Origin of the sequence: Cupriavidus sp. H18C2 (genome assembly GCF_049393795.1) — a bacterium.
Lineage (GTDB): Bacteria > Pseudomonadota > Gammaproteobacteria > Burkholderiales > Burkholderiaceae > Cupriavidus > Cupriavidus pauculus_C.
The window spans coordinates 3049893-3070208 of sequence record NZ_CP186010.1 but is presented as its reverse complement, the minus strand read 5'-3'; the positions used below and the strand labels follow the sequence as shown (position 1 = coordinate 3070208).

Here is a 20316-nt window from a genome sequence, read left to right as displayed (position 1 = left end):
TCAATCCGCCGTCGCTCCCGACCGCTTCACCACCGACGCCCACTTGCGGATCTCGCTGTCCACGAACTTGCCGGTATCCGCCGGCGTCATCGGCATCGGTTCCGAGCCGCGGTCGGTGATGAACTTGCGCAGCTCCGGCGATTGCAGTGCCTTCACCGTTTCCGCGTTGAGCTGGCTGACGATGGCGGGCGGCGTGCCGGCCGGGGCCATCATCACGGCCCAGCCCAAGGCCTCGAAGCCCGGTACCCCCTGCTCGCGCACGGTGGGCACCGACTGTAGCTGCGGCACCCGCTGCGCCGTGGTCACGGCCAGCGGCACGGCCTTGCCGGACTGGATCAGCGGCATGGCGGCCGTCACGGAATCCACCATCAGCGGCACCTGGTTACCCAGGAAATCGGCCTGCGCCGGGCCGCTGCCCTTGTAGGGGATATGGACGATGAAGGTGCCGGTCTGCGCCTTGAGCATCTCGGCCGACAGGTGCTGCGTGCCGCCGATGCCGGCGCTGGCGTAGCTGTACTTGCCCGGCGCCGCCTTGGCCTTGGCGATCAGGTCGCGCAGCGAGCCGAAGCCCGACTGCGGCGTGGCCAGGAACACCAGCGGCACCGAGAACACGCCCGAGACCGGCGCGAAATCCTGGCGCGGATCGTAGTTGACCTTCTTGTAGAGCGTCTGGTTGATCGCCATCGCACTGCCGGCCATGACCAGCGTGTAGCCGTCGGCGGGCGCCTTGGCGGCGACTTCCATGCCGATGTTGCCGCCGGCCCCGGCGCGGTTCTCGACGACGATCGACTGGCCTAGCTGTTTGCCGAGTTTTTCGGCCAGCGCGCGGGCAAAGATGTCGGTGGCCTGGCCCGGCGGGAAGGGCACGATCAGCTTGATCGGCCGCTCGGGCCAGGCTGCGTGGGCGGTGCCGACGGCGGCGAGCAGCAGCGTGGCCAGCGTCAGGCCGGCGTGGGGGCGCAAGAACTTCAAGGGGGTCTCCTCAACTGTTTGGCGAAATGGCGACGTCTTTGTGCGTGGCGTCGTTCCCCGCGATTCTACGCGCGCCATTTTCAGAATCGGCTCAAAGACGGTGGGACGCCGAGTCCCTACGATCGACTGCGGACATCAACGAAGGAGAGCATTCCGATGCGAGCGGTCGTACTGCAACAGATGGGCGAAGCCCCACGCTTCATGAGCTTCCGTGACCCCGAACCCCGTGCCGGCGAAGTGCTGGTGCGCGTGTGCGCCGCCGTGATCCGGCCGGCGGACCTGGCCATTGCGCGCGGCCTGCACGCGTGCATGCCGCTGGAACTGCCCTATGTCTGCGGCAGCGATGGCGTGGGCTACCTGGCGGACGGCCAGCGCGTCTACTTCCGCGCCGAGCGCAGCCCGTTCGGCGCAATGGCCGAGTTCGTGCCGGCGCACTGGACGGTGCCGGTGCCGGACGAGGTGGAGTCGGCCGCCGCGGCCGCGCTGGTCGGGCCGGCCGTGCAGGCGTGGCTGCCGCTGGCGGTGCGGGCCGATCTGGCGCCGGGCGAGACCGTGCTGATCCTGGGCGCGGCGGGGCTGGCGGCGCGCCTGGCCGTGCAGGCCGCACGGCTGCAGGGCGCGGCGCGCGTGATCGTGGTGGGCCACCGCATCGACCTGGCCCACGTGACCGGCGCCGATGCGATGGTCGACCTGGCGCAGCCGCCCGCCACCCTGCAGCAGGCGTTCGCGGGCTTCGCGCTGGAAGGCATCGACGTGGTCGTGGATTTCCTGTGGGGCGAGGTGCTTGAGCTGCTGCTGGCGGCGCTGGTGCAGGCGGGCGGCCCGCCGGCGTCGGCGCGCGACCACGGCACTCGGATCGTGACGGTTGCCGACCGTCGCATGGCGCCGAGCGTGCTGATGGCGCCGTCGGCCCTGCGGGATTCCCGCGCCGTGGTGATGGGCTGCGGCCCCGCCAGCTATCCGCTCCCGGAAGACCTGAGGCTGCTGGTGGAGGACGTGCTGGGCTGCATGCGCGAGGGCCACCTGTCGGTCGACGCCGAGCAGATGGCCATGCAGGAGGTGGCCGCGGCGTGGCGGCGCGTGGGCGAGACCGGCCAGCGCGTCGTGCTGACGCTGGAGTGAGCGCGGGCCGGGGTCGGGCGGGGCGGTGAGGCCGGGGTTGGGACCGGGGACGGCCGGGGTCAGGCGGCCTTGCGCGGCGCGTCGGTGATGGCCGACTCGGTCTTGCGCTCGCCGCCCAGGGCGTCGGTCAGGTCGGTCAGCAGGCCGGCCAGTTCACCGGCCATCAGCGCGAAGTCGGCGTCGAAGCGCTCGTCCTCGTCGTGCAGCGTGGCGTCGGCCTGTTCCTTGATCACGTCCAGCGGATTCACGCGCTTGACGGCCAGGGCGTCGGTCAGCACGAAGGACACGCGGTCGTTCCACGTCATCGCCAGGCGCGTGCAGCGCTTGCCGGCGGCGATGTGGCGGCGCAGGTCCTCCGGGTCGAGCGGATGGCGGACGTAGCGCACGGTGGCCTTGCTCTCGCTGCTCGACTGCAGCTCGATCTCCTGGTCGACCGTGAAGCCAGCCGGGGCGGTATCGGTGGCCAGCCATTCGGTCATGGCGGCCACCGGCGACAGGTTGACCTGCAGGCCGACCACTGGCAGCGGGTCCAGCGCCTTGAACAGCATGCCGCGTACCTCGTCCGCCTTGGCGGTGCCGGCCGCGTCGATGGCAAGCCAGCCGTTCACGGGATCGATCCAGACGCGCGTGTCGCGGCGGATGCTGAAGGCGCGGGGCAGCAGTTCCTCGGTGACCTGCTCCTTCAGTTCCTTGAGCTGCTTGCGGCCGGGCTTGAAGCCCTGCTGCTCCTCGATCTCGGCGGCACGGGCCTTGGTGACCTGGTTGACCACGGTGGCGGGCAGCAGCTTCTTCTCGGTGCGCAGCACCAGCAGCATCTGGCGGTTCACGCAGTGCACGAGCTGGCCGTTGTCGCGCGGCGATGCCCAGCCCTGGGTTTGCATCTCAAGGCTGGTGCCGGGGTAGAACGCATGCTTGGCCAGGCTGGCCTCGACGTCTTCGGCGGAAAGCGTCCACGGGGCGGAGAAACGATGAATCTGGAGATTCTTGAACCACATGAGAATTCGGCCTCGCGTACGGTTGGAATTGGCAAGGCACGCATTCTAACGGCTCGGGCGGCAGGTGGGCGGCCAAGAAAAAATGGCGTCGCGGATGCGGCATCGGAATGCCGCACCCGGGACGCCATGTGGCGGTGGCCGGCGCGGTGGCCGGCCCGGCCGTCAGATGTCGAGCTTCGAGATCTTCGTGCCTTCCAGGCTCAGGCCGGCCATCACGCCGGCGTTGGTCATGGCAAAGCCGATGATCGGCTGCTGGGCCGTGTTGGTATCGATCTGGCCATTCGCGCCGATCGTGGCCAGGGCCACCGTGGCGTCGGCGCCGACCTGCCAGCCGCTGCTGCGCACGAACTTGTCGTAGGCTTCCTGCGTCATGAACATCAGCACGAAGGCCTTGGACTGGGCGCCGATCTGCCAGCCGATGGAGCCGGAAATGGCACGGTAGTAGCCACGGTTGGCGCCGCCCGAACGCAGCACGCCGTCGCCATACTCGCCCCCGACGATAAAGCCGGCGGACAGCAGTTTCGGGAAAATCAGGATGCCCTTGGCTTTGGCGCCAAGGTCGCGCGCACCGCTGGCCGTCGCATACAGACGGTTCAGCGTATCGGTGGCGCCAGTATCGATCTCGCGACGCTTGGACGCGCTATCGCCAGAGTCCTTGGGACCGGTCACGCTGCAGCCCGTCAGCGACAGCGCGCCCAAAGAAAGACCAGTAAGGCCGACAAGCCCAGCACTGCCGGCGGACAGGAAGGTTCGACGTTTCATTATTTCCTCCAGGAGGGGGTCATGTGTTGCAACCGCCTCTACAGCATAGGCGGACAAGCCACATCCGCAAATGCGATTTTGTCTGACAAGGGGGGGAGGGGGCTCTGACATGACATAGTCATACTTTCTTGCAAAATCAGGGAACCGCGACAGGAACCCCGCTTGCCAAGCCCGGTCTTTGGTGCATGCCAACGCCAACCGCCCCCATGACGATCTCCACCCGCTCCAACATTTCTGGTATATCTTCCGCCGCCCCGACCCTCGCGCATGCTGCGTCGCAGCGTCCCCGTCAATGGTTGCGCCTCGGTGCCGCCGTAACGCCGCTGGCGGCCCTGTTGCTGGCGGCCTGCGGGTCGGCCCCGACCGTCGAGTCGCCCGAAGCCAAGCAGGAAGTGGCCCAGATGAATTCAGGTTGGCAGGCCGAGCGCGCCAAGTACATGGATTGCGTCCAGGACAAGGCCAGCGACGGCGCCAAGGGCAAGGGCACGTCCAAGGACGTGGCCGCCGGTGCCATCGACGCGTGCAAGGATCAACTGAAGGTCATGCACGACGCCTTCCAGTCGTACCTTTCCGCCCAGATGAGCAGCGCCCACGGCCAGAACAGCGCCCGCCAGGCGGCCGACCGCGTGACCACCGACACGCGCGAAAAGGCACGTACCTATCTGACGCGCTATGTCGAGGTCGAGCGCTACAAGGCCGGCCAGCGCTGACCCCTCGGATCCCGCTGATCCCCTGATCCATTACAGCATCGCCAGCGGCTGCGCGTGGCGCGGCGGCGGGAACAGCGCGTCCAGTTCGTCCAGTTGCTCGGGAGTCAGCGTGATTTCCAGCGCCCGGACGTTCTCGCGCAGCCGGTCCCGCTGGCTGGTCTTCGGGATGGCGATGATGTCGTCGGTCCGCAGCAGCCACGCCAGCGCGGCCTGGGCCGGCGTCATGCCGTGCCGCTCGGCAAAGCGCCGCAGGCCGGCGTTGCGTAACAGCCGGGCCTGCTCGATGGGCGAGTAGGCCATCACCGGCACGTTGCGTTCGCGCAACCATGGCAGCAGGTCGAACTCGATGCCGCGCCGGCTCAGGTTGTAGAGCAACTGGTTGACGGCCACGGCGTCGCCGCCGGGCACGTCGCAAAAGGCTTCCATATCGTCGAGGTCGAGGTTGCTGACGCCGAAATACCGGATCTTTCCGGCGGCCTGCAGCGCCTGGAACGCCTCGATCGTCTCCTCGAACGGTACGTCGCCGCGCCAGTGCAGCAGGTACAGGTCCAGCCGGTCGGTGCCCAGCCGGCGTAGGCTGCGCTCGCACGCGGCCACGGCGCCCTTGCGGCTGGCGTTGTGCGGATAGACCTTGCTGACCAGGAACGCCTCGTCGCGACGGCCGGCCAGCGCCTCGCCGATCAGCGATTCCGACAAGCCCTCGCCATACATCTCGGCCGTGTCCACCAGCCGCAGGCCCAGGTCCAGGCCCATCCGGAGCGTGGCGATCTCCTCGGCGCGCGTGCCGCGGTCGTCGCCCATGTTCCAGGTGCCCATGCCCAGCGCGGGAACGCGCTCGCCGCCGGGTAGCGTGACTTGCTTCATGCGATGCCTCCGGTATCGGGAAATCCGCCCTCCACACTAGTTAACATCGCTGCGCGGCACAAGCACGCCGCCCGCACGGCACTTTTGACCGGGGCGATGGAATGGCCGGCGCCCCGGCCGCCCGCTCAACGGTGCTGGTGCCGGTACTCCTGCGTCCGGCCGCCATAGCCGTAGGCCGCCGCGCGCGCGTCGATGACGTGGATATACGAGACCTCGTTCACGTCGCCAATCAGCTCGGATAGCGCCGCGAACGCCTGCCGCAGGTAGTCGGCTTTCTCGGCCTTGGTGTTCGTCTCGTCGGTCACGCTGATGTCGAGTTGGAACGCGTTGCGACCCGTCTCACGCGCCGACAGCGGCTGGCCGCCGATGAACCACTGCTCGCGCGGGATGAACGTCACGGTCGTGGCGATGACCGGCGCTTCCTTGCCCAGCACGCGCTGGGTCAGTTCGCCCACCGTGGCAACGGCGCGGCGCATCAGGTCGGTATCGGGCTGGCCGGAAATCTGCAGGGAAACGTGGGGCATGACGGGCTCCTTTCGGGTGGATGGATGCGCGTTGCCGCTGCGCCCGTTGGCGGGCTCTGGCGGCTGCGGTAACGCTAGCGTAGGCGTCTCCTTGCCATCGGAAAAGAGGGAATATACGATTACATGTATCGGATAATCCGAAACATCGGAAAGGCAGGCGGCGATCATGCGTGGATTCGAGACAGACCAGCTCCGGACGTTCGTGGCGGTGGCGGAAAGCGGCAGCCTGTCGGCGGCGGCGCCGCGCCTGTTCCTGTCGCAATCGTCGGTCAGCGAGCAGTTGCGCAAGCTGGAGGCGCGCGCCGGCGTGCCGCTGCTGACGCGCGGCAAGCGGGGCGCCGCGCTGACGCCGGCGGGGGCGCGGCTGCTGGACTACGCGCGGCGCATCCTGTCGCTGAACGAGCAGGCCATGGCCGAACTGCGCGGCCAGACGCTGGATGGTGAGCTGAGGCTGGCCGTGACCGACTACTTCCGCCCCGGCGAAATTGCCGGCATGCTGCGCCGGCTGCGCGACCGCTATCCCTATCTGAAACTGCACGTCACGGTCATGAAGAGCGCCGCCATCGAGGCGGCGGCCGACTTGGACACGTTCGACATCGGCCTGAGCATGCGGCTGATCGGCGCGCGCGGCCCGGAGGCGCGGCGCGAGGGCGCGGCGCGCGGCGGCACGGTGCTGCGGCGCGAGGCGCTGGCGTGGGTGGCGGCGCCCGAGATTGCGCAGGCGCCGCAGCCCACGCTGCCGCTGGTGCTGCTGCCCGACTCGTGCTCGCTGCACCAGTTCGTGGTGCAGTTGCTGATGCGCCGCCGGCGCGAGTTCGACATCGCCCATTCGGCGTCGGGGGTGGCCGGGCTGCATCTGGCGCTGGCGGCCGGGCTCGGTGTGTCGTGCCTGAACACGTCGGCCATCGGGCCCGGCGTGATGCCGGTGGACGCCGCCGACGCGAGCGGCTGGAAGCTGCCGGCGCTGCCGTCGGCCGAGTTCTATCTACTGGCCCCGCGGCGCGGGGAGGGCGAGTTCATCGAACAGGCCAGGCAGGCGCTGGCCGAGCAGTTCGGCTGAAGCGGCGACGCCCAACAAAAAGGCCCGCATGGAGCGGGCCGTCTGCCAGTGCCTGGGCAAGCCGGGTGCGGTGGCTTACTCGGACGTCATGTTGGCGTTCTTGGCGATGCGGCCCAGCCGTCCCCGCTCGGTCTTGATGAAGGTCACAAAGCTCTCGACCGAACCGCCGGCCGGCTCGATACCGTTCTGGATCAGCCGGTCGCGGATCTCGGGATTCAGCATCCCGGCCGTCAACTCGGCATTGAGCTTCTTGATGATCGCCGGGTCGGTGCCCTTGGGCGCGAAGATGCCGGCCCAATGGCCAATGCGCACCTCGGGCAGACCCTGCTCGGCCGTGGTCGGGATGCTCGGCGCCGCCGGCATCTTCTTGTCCCAGGTGGCGCCCAGCGCCTTGAGCTTGCCCGCCTTGATCTGGGGCAACACCACGATCGACGCCTCCGACGTTGCCGCCACCTGTCCGCCAATCACGGCGGTAATGCTTTCCGACCCGCTCTTGTAGGGCACCACGGTGAGCTGGGCACCCTTTTCCTTAAGCATTTCTTCGACGAAGTGCGGCGTGCTGCCGCTGCCGGCCGTGGCAAAGGGCACGCCACCCTGCTTCTTCGAGTACTCGACCAGTTCCTTGACGTTGTTCACCGGCAGCGACGGCGACGCCACGATCACCGACGGGCTGACCGCGATCAGGCCCACCGGCACGAGGTCGTCCGGCTGGTACGGCATCTTGGTGCGGATCAGGCTGTTGGTGACGGTGCCCACGGCGCCCACCAGGAACGTGTAGCCGTCGGGCTTGCTCTTGGCCACGTAGTCGGCGCCGACGATGCCGCCGGCACCGGGACGGTTCTCGATCACCACCGGCTGGCCGATGCGCTTGCTCACCGCCTCGGCGCCGGCCCGCGCCACGAGGTCGTTGGCGCCGCCGGCCGTGAACGGCACGACGAACTTGATCACGTGGTTGGGCCAGGCATCGGCGGCGTGGGCGGTGGTGGCCACCAGCGAGGCGGCGGCAAGCGCCAGGGCCAGGGTGCGGCGGCGCGGGGAAAAGCGCAGGGGGGAATGCATGATCGGTCTCCAGTCTTTGTCGTAGCCCATTCGGGGCTTTCGATCTTACCGATCGAACCTGTCAGTTGGCTGTAGGACGGCGTGGCTTGCGGCCGACCTGCCGGGGGACGGCGGGGGCGGGAAAGTCGGGACGGAGGCGCGGCCGGGTGGGCAGGGAAAGGAAGCGGGCAGCGGGGCGGCAGCGGCCCCGCTCCCGCGCGGCGTCACGGCTGGCGCACCCAGGTCTGGGTCCGGCCAATCAGGCTGATGCCGATGAAGCCGCGCACGTTGAGCTTCTTGCCGTCGTCGGCCATCGACATCTTGCACTTGTAGAGCTTGCCGGTCTCCGGGTCCAGGATCTCGCCACCGGTCCACTCGTTGTCGCCCGTCTTGCGCAGCCCGGTCAGCAGCGTCATGCCGATGATGGGCTGGTCCTTGCGCGCGTCGGTGCATTTGTCGCACACCTTGGGCGGACCTTCGGACGGCACCAGGCTCTTCACGAGCTTGCCGCTGTACACGCCGTCCTTCTCCGAGATCTCGATCACGCCGCGCGGCTTGCCGGTGGCGTCGTCGATCGTGTGCCAGGTGCCGGCCGGCGTCGACTGCGCCATGGCGAAGGTGCTGGCGGTGAACGCCGCGGCAAACAGCGCGGCGCGGGCGGTGGTGCGAAGCAGGGCGCGGGGGGCGGTCATGCGCATGAAAGTCTCCAGGTTCAGTGTTTCCGCGACGGCGGATTCGCCAGGTCGCGGCGCGGGTGGTGTCGGCTGTACGGCGGCGGACGCCTCTGCAGGTCTGACGTGCAAGCCGTACAAGGCGAGCAGGATATCCGCACGCGGCCCGGATGGTTGCACGGGCCGGTGCTGCACCGATGCCCACCGGTCGGCGTCTTTGCCGCGCGACGCCAATCTACTGGCGCCGCCCGGACACCGCAACGGCCAACATCCGTTTGCGTACGCACCAGAGCGTAGCGCAAGGGCGGCGCGCATCGCCCGCCAGCCGGCGCCTGGCGTGGATTTTGTCCTGCAGCAACACGCCCGCGCGGGGCCGACCCGAGGCATTCCTCTAGCCGGCTAAAACGGTGGCGTTGCGGTGGCGTCGCGGCGCCGCCGGAGGTGGTCGGCATGTCGGCGCGCGCGTCCGCCGATGCATTGGTGAGAACCCGAATGTCATCGCAAGACACGGTCGACGAAGCGTGCGATGCGCGTGGTGGGTCGACGGGCGATCCGGTGCGCGCGGCGCGTGCGTCGACACATCGTTGTGCATGCCATCGATGTCCAAACGCGGATGCAAACACGTGTCGCAGCGACCGACCGTTGCGTGCGCGCATCACTCTTTCGTCGTACTCGCGCAACTGTCGTGTCGATGCACGCGCGGTCAGTCGACGCGATGCGCGGTGGCATCGCGCGCGTGCCGATCGGTGGTCGATGCGGAAGCGCGTCGGACACGTTGGGGCGCCGATGGACGCGCGTGCCGCAGCCACGCGCAGCGACGCGGCAGCGCATCGCGCGCGTGATCGTACGCAGGCCGGAAAGCCACTGTTCATGCGGCTTTCGAGACAGCGCGCGGGTATGCGGATGGTGGTGGCGAGCGGGTGCGATGCGGTACCCGAGCGGTCGTCCGACGGTGCGTGCGCGACGTGCGCGCGCACCGCGCGAGACAGTGTGCGACGCCGTCGATCGCGGTCGAAACTCACGCGCTTCGGAACTTCGATCGACGCGTGAGAGTCGTCATCAGAGAAGGTGTCGATGGTGTCGTCATCGAAGCGCGCGCGTGAAGTAGATCGATTCGATCTTGCGCGCAAGTTTTTTTGCACTTTTTTCTTAACATCATCGAACAAACGAATTATGATTCGCCTTGACAAGAGTCTCACTTCATTGCATCGACGTGATTCGACGAAGCGGGCGTCGCAAGAAGGCAAGCAAGAAGCAACGATGACGCGACGCTTCGGCGCAGTGAATGCGGGTAGCCAGGGAGCACCAGAACTTTGACGCAGACCGGGCCGATCAGGCTTCTTACAACGCGTGCAGTCTCCTGTAGCCCAGTGACGGGATGGGCGAGCTACCCCCGTAGGATTGCCGTCTGCAGTGCGCGAGGCCAAGCCCGTGCTGCAGGCAAGCTGACCGATATCTCCTCTTATCCGGCAGCGCGTCGCCACGATGGACGGCGCGGGCCAATCGAATATTCCAGGGCACGGCATGCCCCGGAGATCCGCCTGGACGCTGGCGTTGCAGCCCGCGCGCGGATCTTGCGCTGCCGTGAAGACACCGTGCCGCGCCATGCGGGTCGCGGCCGGTGCCCTGTCACCGAATTCATTAGCGTGCGGTTGACGAAGTGTCGTGCGCCGATGAATCGCTCGCTCGGTTGGGGCCAGGCAGGAACGCGCCTCGGGCCGGTCGGGTCGTCCATTTAGGTCATTCGATATTTCACGTTAGTGAAGGAGTTATCCATGGCAACTGCTGCAAAGAAAAAGCCGGCGGCCAAGAAGGCTGCCAAGCCCGCCGCCAAGAAGGCCGCTGTGAAGAAGGTCGCCGCCAAGAAGGCAGCGCCGGCCGCCAAGAAGGCTGCAACCAAGAAGGTCGCAACCAAGAAGGTCGCCGCCAAGAAGCCGGCAGCCAAGAAGGCCGCTGTGAAGAAGGTTGCAGCCAAGAAGGTCGCCACCAAGAAGGTAGCCGCCAAGAAGGCAGCACCGGCCAAGAAGGCCGCGGTGAAGAAGGTTGCCGCCAAGAAGGTTGCAACCAAGAAGGTCGCCGCCAAGAAGGCAGCACCGGCCAAGAAGGCCGCAGTGAAGAAGGTTGCCGCCAAGAAGGCCGCACCGGCCAAGAAGGCTGCTGCCAAGAAGGCTGCGCCGGCCAAGAAGGCTGCTGCTGCGAAGAAGCCGGCCGCCAAGAAGGCCGCTGCCAAGAAGCCGGCTGCCAAGAAGGCTGCCAAGCCTGCCGCGGCCCCTGCCGTTGCTCCCGCTGCTGCTGCACCGGCCAAGACCACGCTGAACCCGGCCGCGGCCTGGCCGTTCCCGACGGGCAACCGTCCGTAATCGCCTCGCCTCGTGCGAGCGGTCACCACAGGGAATCGCCAGAGCACGCATCGCGTGCCACATTGACCGGATACGCGGTATCCGGTCAGCAAGACAGCAAGTCTTGCCAACCCGCCGATGGCCTCCGTGCCCGGCGGGTTTTTTCATGCCCGCGCGCTGGCGACTCCCCAAAAGCAAAACGCCGCGGCCCGAAGGCACGCGGCGTTGCAGCATGGCAGCCGTGTAATGTTGTCAGTGCGAGACGCGCGTCACGCCGCCCGACGACAGCAGCCGCACCCGGTCGCCGGGGCGGAACACCTCGTCGGCCTCCTGGGTGATGGCGCGCAGGTCGCCGTCTTCGAGCTGCACCGTGATCTCCAGGCCGCGCCGTTGGGTGATGCGGTTCTCGGCCGCGCTGCCGGCAATGCCGCCCAGCACCGCGCCAAGCAGGCCCGCCGCCACCGATCCGCCACCGCTGCCGATGGTGCTGCCCGCCGCCACGCCGCCCAGCGCGCCGCCGGCGATGGTACCGGCGCCCGTGGTACCGCCCTGGATCATGACCTCGCGCACGCCCTGCACCACGCCGTAGCGCACCGTCTGCTCGCGGTTGGCCTGGCCGGGCGCGTAGACGCTGCCGGAGTTCGAGTAATTGGCGCAGCCGCCGACCAGTGCTGCCGCGGCCAGTACCGCCGCGCCGCCGAATCGAAGTATCTGATGCATGGCAACTCCCGTCTGTTGGCCGCGCCGTTCGTCCTCACCCGGTGCGCGCGGTGCACCGTTCCATCTTACGCGTATTGGTAGCCGAATGCCGACGCGAACCGGCTGGCGATCTCGTCGTGCGAAATCCAGTGATTCTGGGGGCCCTGCTGGGCGATCTTGAGCGCGCCCATCAGCGACGCCAGCCGGCCCGTGGTTTCCCAGTCCATGCCCTGCTCGATGCCGTGCAGCAGGCCGCCCCGGAAGGCGTCGCCGCAGCCGGTGGGGTCCACCACGCGCTCGGCCTGCACGGCCGGGATGGCGTACTGCTGGCCGTCGGCGAAGATCGTGGCGCCGCGTTCGCCGTGCGTCACGATGAACGCGCGGACCTTGGCGGCCACCTCGGCACTGGTCCACGCGGTGCGCGACAGCATGACCTGCGCTTCGTAGCCATTGACCGTCACGTAACTGGCGAGTTCAACGAACCGGCGCAGGTCCTCGCCGTTGAACAGCGGCATGGCCTGGCCCAGGTCGAAGATGAACGGGATGCCGGCCTCGGCGAACTGCCGCGCATGGTGCAGCATGCCCTCGCGGCTGTCCGGTGCGACGATGCCCAGCGCCGGGCGCGTGCCGGCCGCCAGCACGTCCTGCACGGCATTGAGCTGCGACTGGCCCATGGCGCCCGGGTGGAAAGCCGTGATCTGGTTGTTGTCGAGGTCGGTCGTGATCATCGCCTGCGCGGTGAACGTGTCCGGCAGCGTACGGATATGCCCGGTGCCGATACCCAGATCGCGCAGATGCTGCAGGTACGGTCCGGCGTCCTGGCCCACCGTCGCCATCACCACCGGTTCGCCGCCCAGCATCTTCAGCGTGTAGGCGATGTTGCCGGCGCAGCCGCCGAACTCGCGCCGCATGCCGGGCACCAGGAACGAGACGTTCAGCATCTGGATCTGGTCCGGAAGGATGTGTTCACGGAACCGTCCGTCGAACGTCATGATGGTGTCGTAGGCGACGGAGCCGCAGATCAGGCTGGACATCTTTTCTCCAAGCGTTCCGGCCCAGGGATGACGGGCAGAAACAGATACGTTAAATAATTCCGCCCGTGCATGACGGGCGGAGGCGCTTCGCAAATCGTGTGCTACCGCACAGATTATTTCAGGGCGGCCAGCGCGGCGTCGTAATCAGGCTCCTGCTTGATCTCGGGCACGAGCTGGCTGTACTTGACGGCGTCGTTCTCGTCCACGACCACCACGGCACGTGCGCACACGCCGGCCAGCGGGCCCGACTTGATGTCCACGCCGTAGGCGTTCTTGAAATCGGCGCCGCGCATGGTCGACAGCGTCACCACGTTGGCCAGGCCCTCGGCCGTGCAGAAGCGGCCCATCGCGAACGGCAGGTCGGCCGAGATCGTCAGCACCACGGTGTTGTCGAGGCTGCTGGCGGCCTCGTTGAACTTGCGTGCCGACGCCTGGCACACGGGCGTGTCCAGGCTGGGCACGATGTTCAGGACCTTGCGCTTGCCGGCGAAGTCGGCCAGCGTCACGTCCTTGAGGTCCTTGCCGACCAGCGAGAAGGCCGGGGCCTTGTCGCCAGCCTGGGGAAACTTGCCGCCAACTTCGATGGCGTTGCCGCCGAGGGTCACGTTGCTCATGGTTGCTCCTGTCAGGAAGGTACGGCCCGCCGGTCCGGTGCATTGCCGGCCGGCGTGGCGGGGGGCGATGAATTCAGGGATAGAAGATCAGCACGCGGTAGTTCGCCGCGGCCTGCTGCGTCCGGAATCGTACCCGAACCGGCAGCTCGCTGCCCGCGCGCAGGCCCGAGGTGGCAAAGCCGCGCTGGGCCGGCTCCAGGTACTCGCCCGGCTGCAGCACGCGGCGCAGCAGCAACTGGTCCTGCAGGTCGGTCATCACGAGTTCGATGGCGGGCAGGGCCGTGGTGGCGCGGCCCTGGTTGCGCAGCGTGACGGCCAACTGGTAGACGTCGGCGCCTTCGTCCTGCTTCTGCAACTGCGAACTGTCGATGCGCAGCGCCTCCAGGTCGCGCCACGGCGGCACGGCGCAGCCGAACGGCGCGCAGGCCGCTTCGAGTACCGGCCGCAGCACCGGCACGCTGCCGGCAATCTGGCTGCGCGCCAAAAAGATGCCCTGGACCAGGATACCCAGCCCCAGCACCACGGCCGCCGCGCGGATCCACGTGCGCTGGCTGCCGGGCACCGTCACCTTGGGGCGCGGCGCGCGCGCCTGTTCGCGCTCGCGGGTGTGGCGCAGGAAATCGGGCGCGAAGACCGGGCCGGCGCTGGCTGCCGGTTCGTCCCGGCGCAGCCAGCGGCGCGTGGTGGTCTCGCGCGCCACGCTGCTGGGCGTGTCGTCGCGCGGCGTCACGCCGAGGTCGTGTTCGATGACGTCGCGAGCCTGCGCGGCCCAGGCTTCCGCCTCGGGGTCGGCCGGGTCCGCGCTGCGCAGGAAGCCGCTGGCGCTGGGCACCGGGTCGGCCGGCGTGGCGGGTTCGGGCGGCAGTTCCGCGACAGGATCGGGTGCAACGACGCCGGGTTCGGCCGCTTCCACCGGGGCCGGCACTTCGGGTTCCGGTGTGCCGTGGTCGGCGGGGTGGGAGGTCGGGCCTTCGGACGGCCGCAGTGGTGGCCAGCTTGCCTTGGCGCTATAGGCGCCGTACGGCGGCAGGCCCGAGGGGCGCGTCGATGCAAACGCTGCGGCGGGATCGAGCGACGAGTGCGGCGCCGGCGCGGCGGCTGTCGGCGCCGGCGCGGCGGCTGTCGGCGCCGGGCGGGGCGGGGCGTCGTCGAACGCGGCATGGTCGAGCGTCGGCCAAGGGACGGGCGGCTCGGTCAGCGGCGTTTCGGCGGGTTCGGGCGATGGGTCGGCTTCCGGGGCGGTTTGCGGTGCGGCCTCGTCCGGCAGCACGGCGTCGGTCTCGGCAGCCTCGTCGAAATGCGCGGCGGCCTCTTCAGGTACCGCATCGGCCACCGCGCCCGCCTCGGCGGGTTCGGGTTCAGGTGACCGTTCAGGCGCCACTTCCGGGGGCACTTCCGGCGCCACGCCGACCACTTCCTCGGCTTCCGCCTCGGACATCATCGTCGTCGGCGAATCCAGCGCCGGCACCTCGTAACCTGGATCGAAGCCGGGATCGAACGGCGCGTCGGCCTCGCGGGCGCGCGCCGCCGCCTGCGCCTGCTCGGCGTGGGCCAGCGCGGCGGCCATCGACACGGACGAGGAGGGCGGCGCGGCCGCCGGCGTACCGGCGGGGACGCTGCTGGCAGCCCCAGCGGCGCCGCTACCGCCCGGCGTGGGCACCTCGATCAGGTGCTCGCGCGCATCAAAGACGGTGTCGCACTGGCCGCAGCGGACCAGGCCCTTGCGCAGCCGCAACTGGTCCGCCACCAGCCGGAACGCGGTGCGGCAGGCCGGACAGCGCGTGACGAGCTTGGCAGCGGCCATGGTCGGGAATCAGGATTGGTTGGCGGATGCCGCGGCCGGGCGCGTGCCATGCAGGCACACCCAGCCTTCCTCGCTGCGCCAGACCGACATGGCGATCCACGGCGCGTAGGCCGCCGCCACCTCGTCGGCCTGCCGTTCGAGCACGCCGGACAGGATCAGCCGGCCGCCCGGACGCACGCGCGCGGTCAGCATCGCGGCCATCAGCTTGAGCGGGTTGGAAAGGATGTTGGCCACCACCAGGTCATGGGTGGCCTCGGACACCGCCTCGGGCAGCGCGAAGGTCGCCGCCACGCGGTTGCGCTCGGCGTTGTAGCGCGATGCCTCCACGGCGTTCGGATCGATGTCGATGCCGACCGTGTCGCCGGCGCCGAGCTTCTTGGCCACGATGGCCAGGATGCCCGAGCCGCAGCCGTAGTCCAGCACCGTCTCGCCGGCCCGCACGTTCTGTTCGAGCCACTGCATGCACAGCCGCGTGGTCGGATGGCTGCCCGTGCCGAAAGCCAGGCCCGGATCAAGCTCCAGGATCACGGCGTCGGGGTCGGGCGCATCGTGCCACGACGGCACCACCCAGATGCGCTCGCCCACGCGGATCGGCTCGAACTGCGACTGGGTCAGCCGCACCCAGTCCTGGTCGGCCACCGGGCGCAGCGTGTAGTCGGGCACCGGGTCGATGCCCAGCGTGTTGGCGGCGGCCGTCACCACCAGCGCGGGATCGGTCTCGTCGTCGAACAGCGCCACCACGCGCGACCGATTCCACGCCAGCCGCGTCGGCTCCAGCCCGGGCTCTCCGAACAGCGGCTGCTCGTCAGGCGTGTCGGCGTCGGCGTCTTCCACCGATACCGACAGCGCGCCGAGGTCGAACAGTGCATCGGACCAGGCTTCGGCCTGATCCTGCGCAATTTCGATCACACATTCCTGGAAAGCCACGGGGTTCCTTTGCTGCAAGCCGGCCGCTGGGCCCCGCCTCAGGCTTTCTCGCCGTGAGCGTTGGCCTTCTGGGCCAGGCGGTGTTCAAGATAATGGATGCTGGTGCCGCCTTCCACGAAGTTGGCGTCGAGCATCAGGTCGCGGTGCAGCGGCACGTTGGTCAGGATGCCGTCCACCACCATCTCCGACAGCGCGATGCGCATGCGGGCGATGGCCTGGCCGCGCGTGGCGCCGTACGTGATGATCTTGCCGATCATCGAGTCGTAGTTGGGCGGCACGAAGTAGCCATCATACGCGTGCGAGTCCACGCGGACACCGGGGCCGCCGGGCATGTGCCAGGCGGTGATGCGGCCCGGCGACGGCGTGAACTTGAACGGGTCCTCGGCGTTGATGCGGCACTCGATGGCGTGGCCGCGCAGTTCCACATCCTTCTGGCGGAAGCGCAGCTTCTCGCCAAAGGCGATGCGGATCTGCTCCTGCACGATGTCGATGCCGGTGATCATCTCGGTCACCGGATGCTCCACCTGCACGCGGGTGTTCATCTCGATGAAGTAGAACTCGTTGTTCTCGTACAGGAACTCGAACGTGCCGGCGCCCCGGTAGCCGATCTTCTTGCATGCATCGGCGCAGCGGTCGCCGATACGCTCGATCAGGCGGCGCGGAATGTGCGGCGCGGGCGCTTCCTCGATCACCTTCTGGTGGCGGCGCTGCATCGAGCAGTCGCGCTCGCCCAGCCAGATGGCCTGCTTGTGCTGGTCGGCCAGGATCTGGATTTCCACATGGCGCGGGTTCTCAAGGAACTTCTCCATGTAGACCTCGGGATTGCCGAAGGCACGGCCCGCTTCCTCGCGCGTCATGTTGACGGCGTTGATCAGCGCGGCCTCGGTGTGCACCACGCGCATGCCGCGGCCACCACCACCGCCGGCGGCCTTGATGATCACGGGATAGCCCACGCGGCGCGCGGTGGCCAGGATTTCCTTGGGGTCGTCGGGCAGTGCGCCGTCCGAGCCCGGCACGCACGGCACGCCGGACTTGATCATCGCCTGCTTGGCCGACACCTTGTCGCCCATCAGGCGGATGCTGTCGGACGTCGGGCCGATGAACACGAAGCCGGATTTCTCCACGCGCTCGGCAAAGTCGGCGTTCTCCGACAGGAAGCCGTAGCCCGGGTGGATGGCCTGGGCGTCGGTGACTTCGGCGGCCGAGATGATGGCCGGCATGTTCAGGTACGACAGCGGCGAGGGGGCCGGGCCGATGCAGACGGCTTCGTCGGCCAGCTTCACGTACTTGGCTTCCTTGTCGGCCTCCGAGTACACCACCACGGTCTTGATGCCCAGCTCGCGGCAGGCGCGCTGGATGCGAAGGGCGATCTCGCCGCGGTTCGCGATCAGAATTTTTTCAAACATGGTCTCTCTCTGCGAGAACAGGGGCGGGCCCGCGCACGCCGGAATGGCGCGCCGGGCCAACGCTTGGCGGCAGGGCCACGGGCCGCTGTGCCGCGTCAGCCGGCGGCTGGCTTCAGCCGATCACGAACAGCGGCTGGCCGTACTCCACGGCCTGGCCGTTTTCGACGAGGATTTCCTTGATCACGCCGGCCTTGTCGCACTCGATCTCGTTGAGCAGCTTCATGGCTTCGATGATGCAGACGGTCTGGCCTTCCTTGACGGTGTCGCCCACGTTCACGAACGGGGCGGCGCCCGGCGACGGGGCGCGGTAGAACGTGCCGACCATCGGCGACGTGACGATGTGGCCGGCCGGCAGTTGCGGGGCGGCGTCGGCGGGGGCGGCAGCCGGCGCGGCGGCGGCCGGTGCGGCGCCAGCCATGGGCAGGGCCTGGAGCTGGGGCATGGCAACCGGGGCGGCCACGACCTGCGGGGGTTGCTTGACGATGCGAACCTTGCCGTCGCCCTCGGTCACTTCGAGCTCCGAAATGCCGGATTCGGCCACCAGGTCGATCAGCGTCTTCAGCTTGCGCAGGTCCATCTTCTTATCCTCCAGAATCGGGTTGTCCGGTCACCTTCGGGTCAGGGAAGGGGACGGCGGCGGTCAGTCATTGATGTTGGCCCGCCTCGCCAGGCGCGACAGGCCGCGGTTGTCTCGGTTGCCTACCAGGAAGGGCTAGCTGCCCGGGGCGTCCTGCTCCTGCGCCAGCGCGTAGTCCAGGGCCAGCAGGTAACCCCGCCAGCCCAGCCCGCAGATCACCCCGATCGCCTGATCGGAGAAATACGAGTGATGGCGGAACGGCTCGCGGCGATGCACGTTGGACAGGTGCACCTCGACGAACGGAATCGCCACGCCGGCCAGGGCGTCCCGCAGGGCCACGCTGGTATGCGTGAACGCCGCGGGATTGATGATCACGAAGTCCACCCCCTCGGTACGGGCGGCCTGGACGCGATCCACGAGGGCGCCCTCGTGGTTGGACTGGAAGGTCTGCAGGTCGACCCCGGCCGCGGCGGCATGTTTGGCCAGCGCGGCGTCGATATCGGCCAGCGTGGTATGCCCATACACCTGCGGCTCGCGGGTCCCGAGCAAATTGAGGTTCGGACCATGCAGAACCAGCACTTTGCGATAGCGGGCGGCGCGGCTGACGGTGGGGGTAGACGACACGGCGACTCGACCAGTTCAACGAAATTGCGCGGAGATTACCGTAGCTTAGAGGGATTTGTCTAGCACGCGATACAAGGCCGAAGTCGCCTCCAAGGCATATGAGACGCGCCTCACGCAGTACAGATCACATTTTCCGAAAACCATCGGATCTGGCGGTCCTTCCATCGTCACTTCTGCGTCATTTGGGGGCAGAAGCGCGCAGTTACGGGAAATTTCCCTCGGAGCCGGCAACCCGGCCCGTCAGGCGCCCGGCAATTCCTTGCGCAGTTCGTCGGCGTGGACACGGCCCATCTTGCGGTACTTCACGTCGCCGTCAGGCGTGATGACCACCGTGTAGGGCAGCCCGCCCTGGGCATTGCCGAAACTCTTGGCCAGTTCGGTGCCGGCGAACCCGGCCACGGCCAGCGGATACTTCACGGGGACTTTCTTGAGGAATTCCTGGATGTTGCTGGCCGAATCGATTCCGATGCCGATGAATTCGACATTGCGCTGCGCGTACTCGCCGTGCAGCGCGGTCAGCTCCGGCATTTCCTCGACGCAGGGGCCGCACCACGGCGCCCAGAAGTTCACGACCAGCGTCTTGCCGCGATACCTGGACAGGTCCAGCTCCGCGCCGCTTGGGTCGGGCATCCTGGCTTGGAACAGCGATTCGACGGCTTGGTCCGATGCCGGCTTGGGCGCCATGGCAAAGTGGGCGGCCACGGCGCCGGCCACGGCGGCCAGCAGGGCGACGACGATCCAGAGGACCAGGGACGAGCGGCGGGCCGGCTTGGCGTCGGGGGTGGAAGCGGTCATGTTCGAGGCGGAAGAAGACAGTTCTATATAGATAGGGGTGGCGGCTGGTCGGGCGCGCCTGCCGCCTCGTCCATCAGCTCGCGGACGGCGTCGATGTCGGCCCGGGCCACACGGCCGCTGGCGTCGGCGCGCGCCGCGCCCCGTTCGTCGACGGCATCATACAGCGCGATGTGGACCCCCACCGGGGCGCCCAGCATCTCGCGCACCTCGCCGGCCAGCAGGCGCGCCTCGCGGCCGGCCGGCCACTGGCCGCGCCACAGGAAGCTGAGCGTCTCCACGTCGCCCCGGCCCGCGAAGTGCCGGCTCTCGCTGGTCTCGAAATCCACGCCGGCGTTGATCAGGTGCAGTGCCACGTCCTTGGGGCTGTCGCAGAAGCACTGGATATAGACGTCGGAATGCTCGGTGGCCGTGCCGTTGAGCACGGCGCCGACCAGATAGGGGCGGAAGCCGGCCAGATCGTCCATGGCCAGCACGGCCAGTTGCCGCAGCAGGGCCAGGATGCGCGGCTGGTGCTCGCCCTGGAACAGCGCCTGGTAGGCGCGCACTTCTTCCTCGATCAGTTCGTTGTCGGGCAGCCATTCGCCGGCCACGCGGACGTCGCCCAGCAACTGGCGGGCGGCCTTGCGCTTGGCGGTGGCGTAGTCGGCGCCGTCTTCGGCAATCATGCGCGCCGCGGCCTGGGCAATTTCCTCGCGCAGGCGGGCGGGGTCGGAGGGGGTACGTCGGGACATGGGTCGATGATACCCGCACGGCCGGGGCCCGGCATGCGGCACAGGCGC

At 68.4% G+C, this 20316-nt stretch carries 21 protein-coding genes; 4 read left to right on the top strand and 17 right to left on the bottom strand.

Annotated elements, in window-relative coordinates; all coding sequences use genetic code 11:
* On the bottom strand, positions 1–972 hold the full coding sequence (locus tag EPAKOI_RS13925) for a tripartite tricarboxylate transporter substrate binding protein (RefSeq protein ID WP_423192437.1): 972 nt from the start codon (positions 970–972) through the stop codon (positions 1–3).
* A 156-nt stretch (positions 973–1128) separates the two neighbouring features.
* Here EPAKOI_RS13925 and EPAKOI_RS13920 point away from each other — a divergent pair, with 156 nt between their 5' ends.
* Entirely contained in the window at positions 1129–2094 is a 966-nt protein-coding gene (locus EPAKOI_RS13920; RefSeq protein ID WP_423192436.1) for a zinc-binding alcohol dehydrogenase family protein, read from the top strand.
* A gap of 59 nt (positions 2095–2153) precedes the next feature.
* Here the strand turns inward: EPAKOI_RS13920 and EPAKOI_RS13915 are convergent, their stop codons facing one another.
* Both EPAKOI_RS13915 and EPAKOI_RS13910 read right to left on the bottom strand, forming a co-directional pair.
* Entirely contained in the window at positions 2154–3089 is a 936-nt protein-coding gene (locus tag EPAKOI_RS13915; protein ID WP_124683243.1) for a recombination-associated protein RdgC, read from the bottom strand.
* Between the two features lie 162 nt (positions 3090–3251).
* Positions 3252–3851, bottom strand: coding sequence for a BPSL1445 family SYLF domain-containing lipoprotein (locus EPAKOI_RS13910; RefSeq protein ID WP_124683244.1), 600 nt, complete (start codon positions 3849–3851; stop codon positions 3252–3254).
* 296 nt (positions 3852–4147) lie between these two features.
* Here EPAKOI_RS13910 and EPAKOI_RS13905 point away from each other — a divergent pair, with 296 nt between their 5' ends.
* Positions 4148–4561, top strand: a complete 414-nt coding sequence (locus tag EPAKOI_RS13905) for a hypothetical protein (RefSeq protein ID WP_313835334.1) — start codon at positions 4148–4150, stop codon at positions 4559–4561.
* A 30-nt stretch (positions 4562–4591) separates the two neighbouring features.
* Here the strand turns inward: EPAKOI_RS13905 and EPAKOI_RS13900 are convergent, their stop codons facing one another.
* Together EPAKOI_RS13900 and EPAKOI_RS13895 are read right to left on the bottom strand one after the other, a co-directional pair.
* Complete coding sequence (locus EPAKOI_RS13900) at positions 4592–5425, bottom strand: aldo/keto reductase (protein ID WP_124683245.1); 834 nt, start codon at positions 5423–5425, stop codon at positions 4592–4594.
* A 125-nt stretch (positions 5426–5550) separates the two neighbouring features.
* Positions 5551–5949 carry a tautomerase family protein gene (locus tag EPAKOI_RS13895; RefSeq protein ID WP_124683246.1) on the bottom strand — a complete coding sequence of 133 codons (399 nt, stop codon included), beginning with the start codon at positions 5947–5949 and terminating at the stop codon, positions 5551–5553.
* Between the two features lie 166 nt (positions 5950–6115).
* Here EPAKOI_RS13895 and EPAKOI_RS13890 point away from each other — a divergent pair, with 166 nt between their 5' ends.
* Positions 6116–7009, top strand: a complete 894-nt coding sequence (locus EPAKOI_RS13890; RefSeq protein WP_423192435.1) for a LysR family transcriptional regulator — start codon at positions 6116–6118, stop codon at positions 7007–7009.
* Between the two features lie 75 nt (positions 7010–7084).
* On the opposite strand, the gene EPAKOI_RS13885 is transcribed toward EPAKOI_RS13890, so the two are convergent.
* Positions 7085–8056, bottom strand: a complete 972-nt coding sequence (locus EPAKOI_RS13885; protein WP_423193521.1) for a Bug family tripartite tricarboxylate transporter substrate binding protein — start codon at positions 8054–8056, stop codon at positions 7085–7087.
* A 215-nt stretch (positions 8057–8271) separates the two neighbouring features.
* Positions 8272–8745: a DUF2147 domain-containing protein gene (locus tag EPAKOI_RS13880; protein ID WP_423192434.1), complete on the bottom strand. Its 474-nt coding sequence runs from the start codon at positions 8743–8745 to the stop codon at positions 8272–8274.
* 1748 nt (positions 8746–10493) lie between these two features.
* Here EPAKOI_RS13880 and EPAKOI_RS13875 point away from each other — a divergent pair.
* Positions 10494–11078 carry a histone H1-like DNA-binding protein gene (locus EPAKOI_RS13875; RefSeq protein ID WP_423192433.1) on the top strand — a complete coding sequence of 195 codons (585 nt, stop codon included), beginning with the start codon at positions 10494–10496 and terminating at the stop codon, positions 11076–11078.
* 231 nt (positions 11079–11309) lie between these two features.
* Here EPAKOI_RS13875 and EPAKOI_RS13870 read toward each other — a convergent pair whose 3' ends face one another.
* From EPAKOI_RS13870 to EPAKOI_RS13825, 10 genes are all read right to left on the bottom strand, one after another.
* On the bottom strand, positions 11310–11777 hold the full coding sequence (locus tag EPAKOI_RS13870; RefSeq protein WP_124683250.1) for a hypothetical protein: 468 nt from the start codon (positions 11775–11777) through the stop codon (positions 11310–11312).
* 65 nt (positions 11778–11842) lie between these two features.
* The gene (locus EPAKOI_RS13865) at positions 11843–12790 is read right to left on the bottom strand and encodes a carbohydrate kinase family protein (RefSeq protein WP_423192432.1); all 948 of its coding nucleotides are present in this window, start codon (positions 12788–12790) and stop codon (positions 11843–11845) included.
* Between the two features lie 113 nt (positions 12791–12903).
* Entirely contained in the window at positions 12904–13404 is a 501-nt protein-coding gene (gene tpx / locus EPAKOI_RS13860) for a thiol peroxidase (RefSeq protein WP_124683252.1), read from the bottom strand.
* Between the two features lie 73 nt (positions 13405–13477).
* Positions 13478–15208, bottom strand: a complete 1731-nt coding sequence (locus EPAKOI_RS13855) for a DUF3426 domain-containing protein (protein ID WP_423192431.1) — start codon at positions 15206–15208, stop codon at positions 13478–13480.
* 9 nt (positions 15209–15217) lie between these two features.
* Positions 15218–16135 (bottom strand): 50S ribosomal protein L11 methyltransferase, encoded by a 918-nt coding sequence (gene prmA, locus EPAKOI_RS13850; RefSeq protein ID WP_423192430.1) that lies wholly within the window; start codon positions 16133–16135, stop codon positions 15218–15220.
* A 38-nt stretch (positions 16136–16173) separates the two neighbouring features.
* Positions 16174–17541 (bottom strand): acetyl-CoA carboxylase biotin carboxylase subunit, encoded by a 1368-nt coding sequence (gene accC, locus EPAKOI_RS13845; RefSeq protein WP_423192429.1) that lies wholly within the window; start codon positions 17539–17541, stop codon positions 16174–16176.
* A gap of 112 nt (positions 17542–17653) precedes the next feature.
* Complete coding sequence (gene accB, locus EPAKOI_RS13840; protein WP_313835330.1) at positions 17654–18118, bottom strand: acetyl-CoA carboxylase biotin carboxyl carrier protein; 465 nt, start codon at positions 18116–18118, stop codon at positions 17654–17656.
* Positions 18119–18253: 135 nt separating this feature from the next.
* Complete coding sequence (gene aroQ, locus EPAKOI_RS13835) at positions 18254–18742, bottom strand: type II 3-dehydroquinate dehydratase (RefSeq protein ID WP_124683257.1); 489 nt, start codon at positions 18740–18742, stop codon at positions 18254–18256.
* A gap of 240 nt (positions 18743–18982) precedes the next feature.
* Entirely contained in the window at positions 18983–19537 is a 555-nt protein-coding gene (locus EPAKOI_RS13830) for a TlpA family protein disulfide reductase (RefSeq protein WP_423192428.1), read from the bottom strand.
* Between the two features lie 23 nt (positions 19538–19560).
* A complete protein-coding gene (locus EPAKOI_RS13825; RefSeq protein WP_423192427.1) occupies positions 19561–20268 on the bottom strand; it encodes a UDP-N-acetylmuramate--alanine ligase in 708 nt (235 codons plus the stop codon).
* Positions 20269–20316 lie beyond the last annotated feature (48 nt).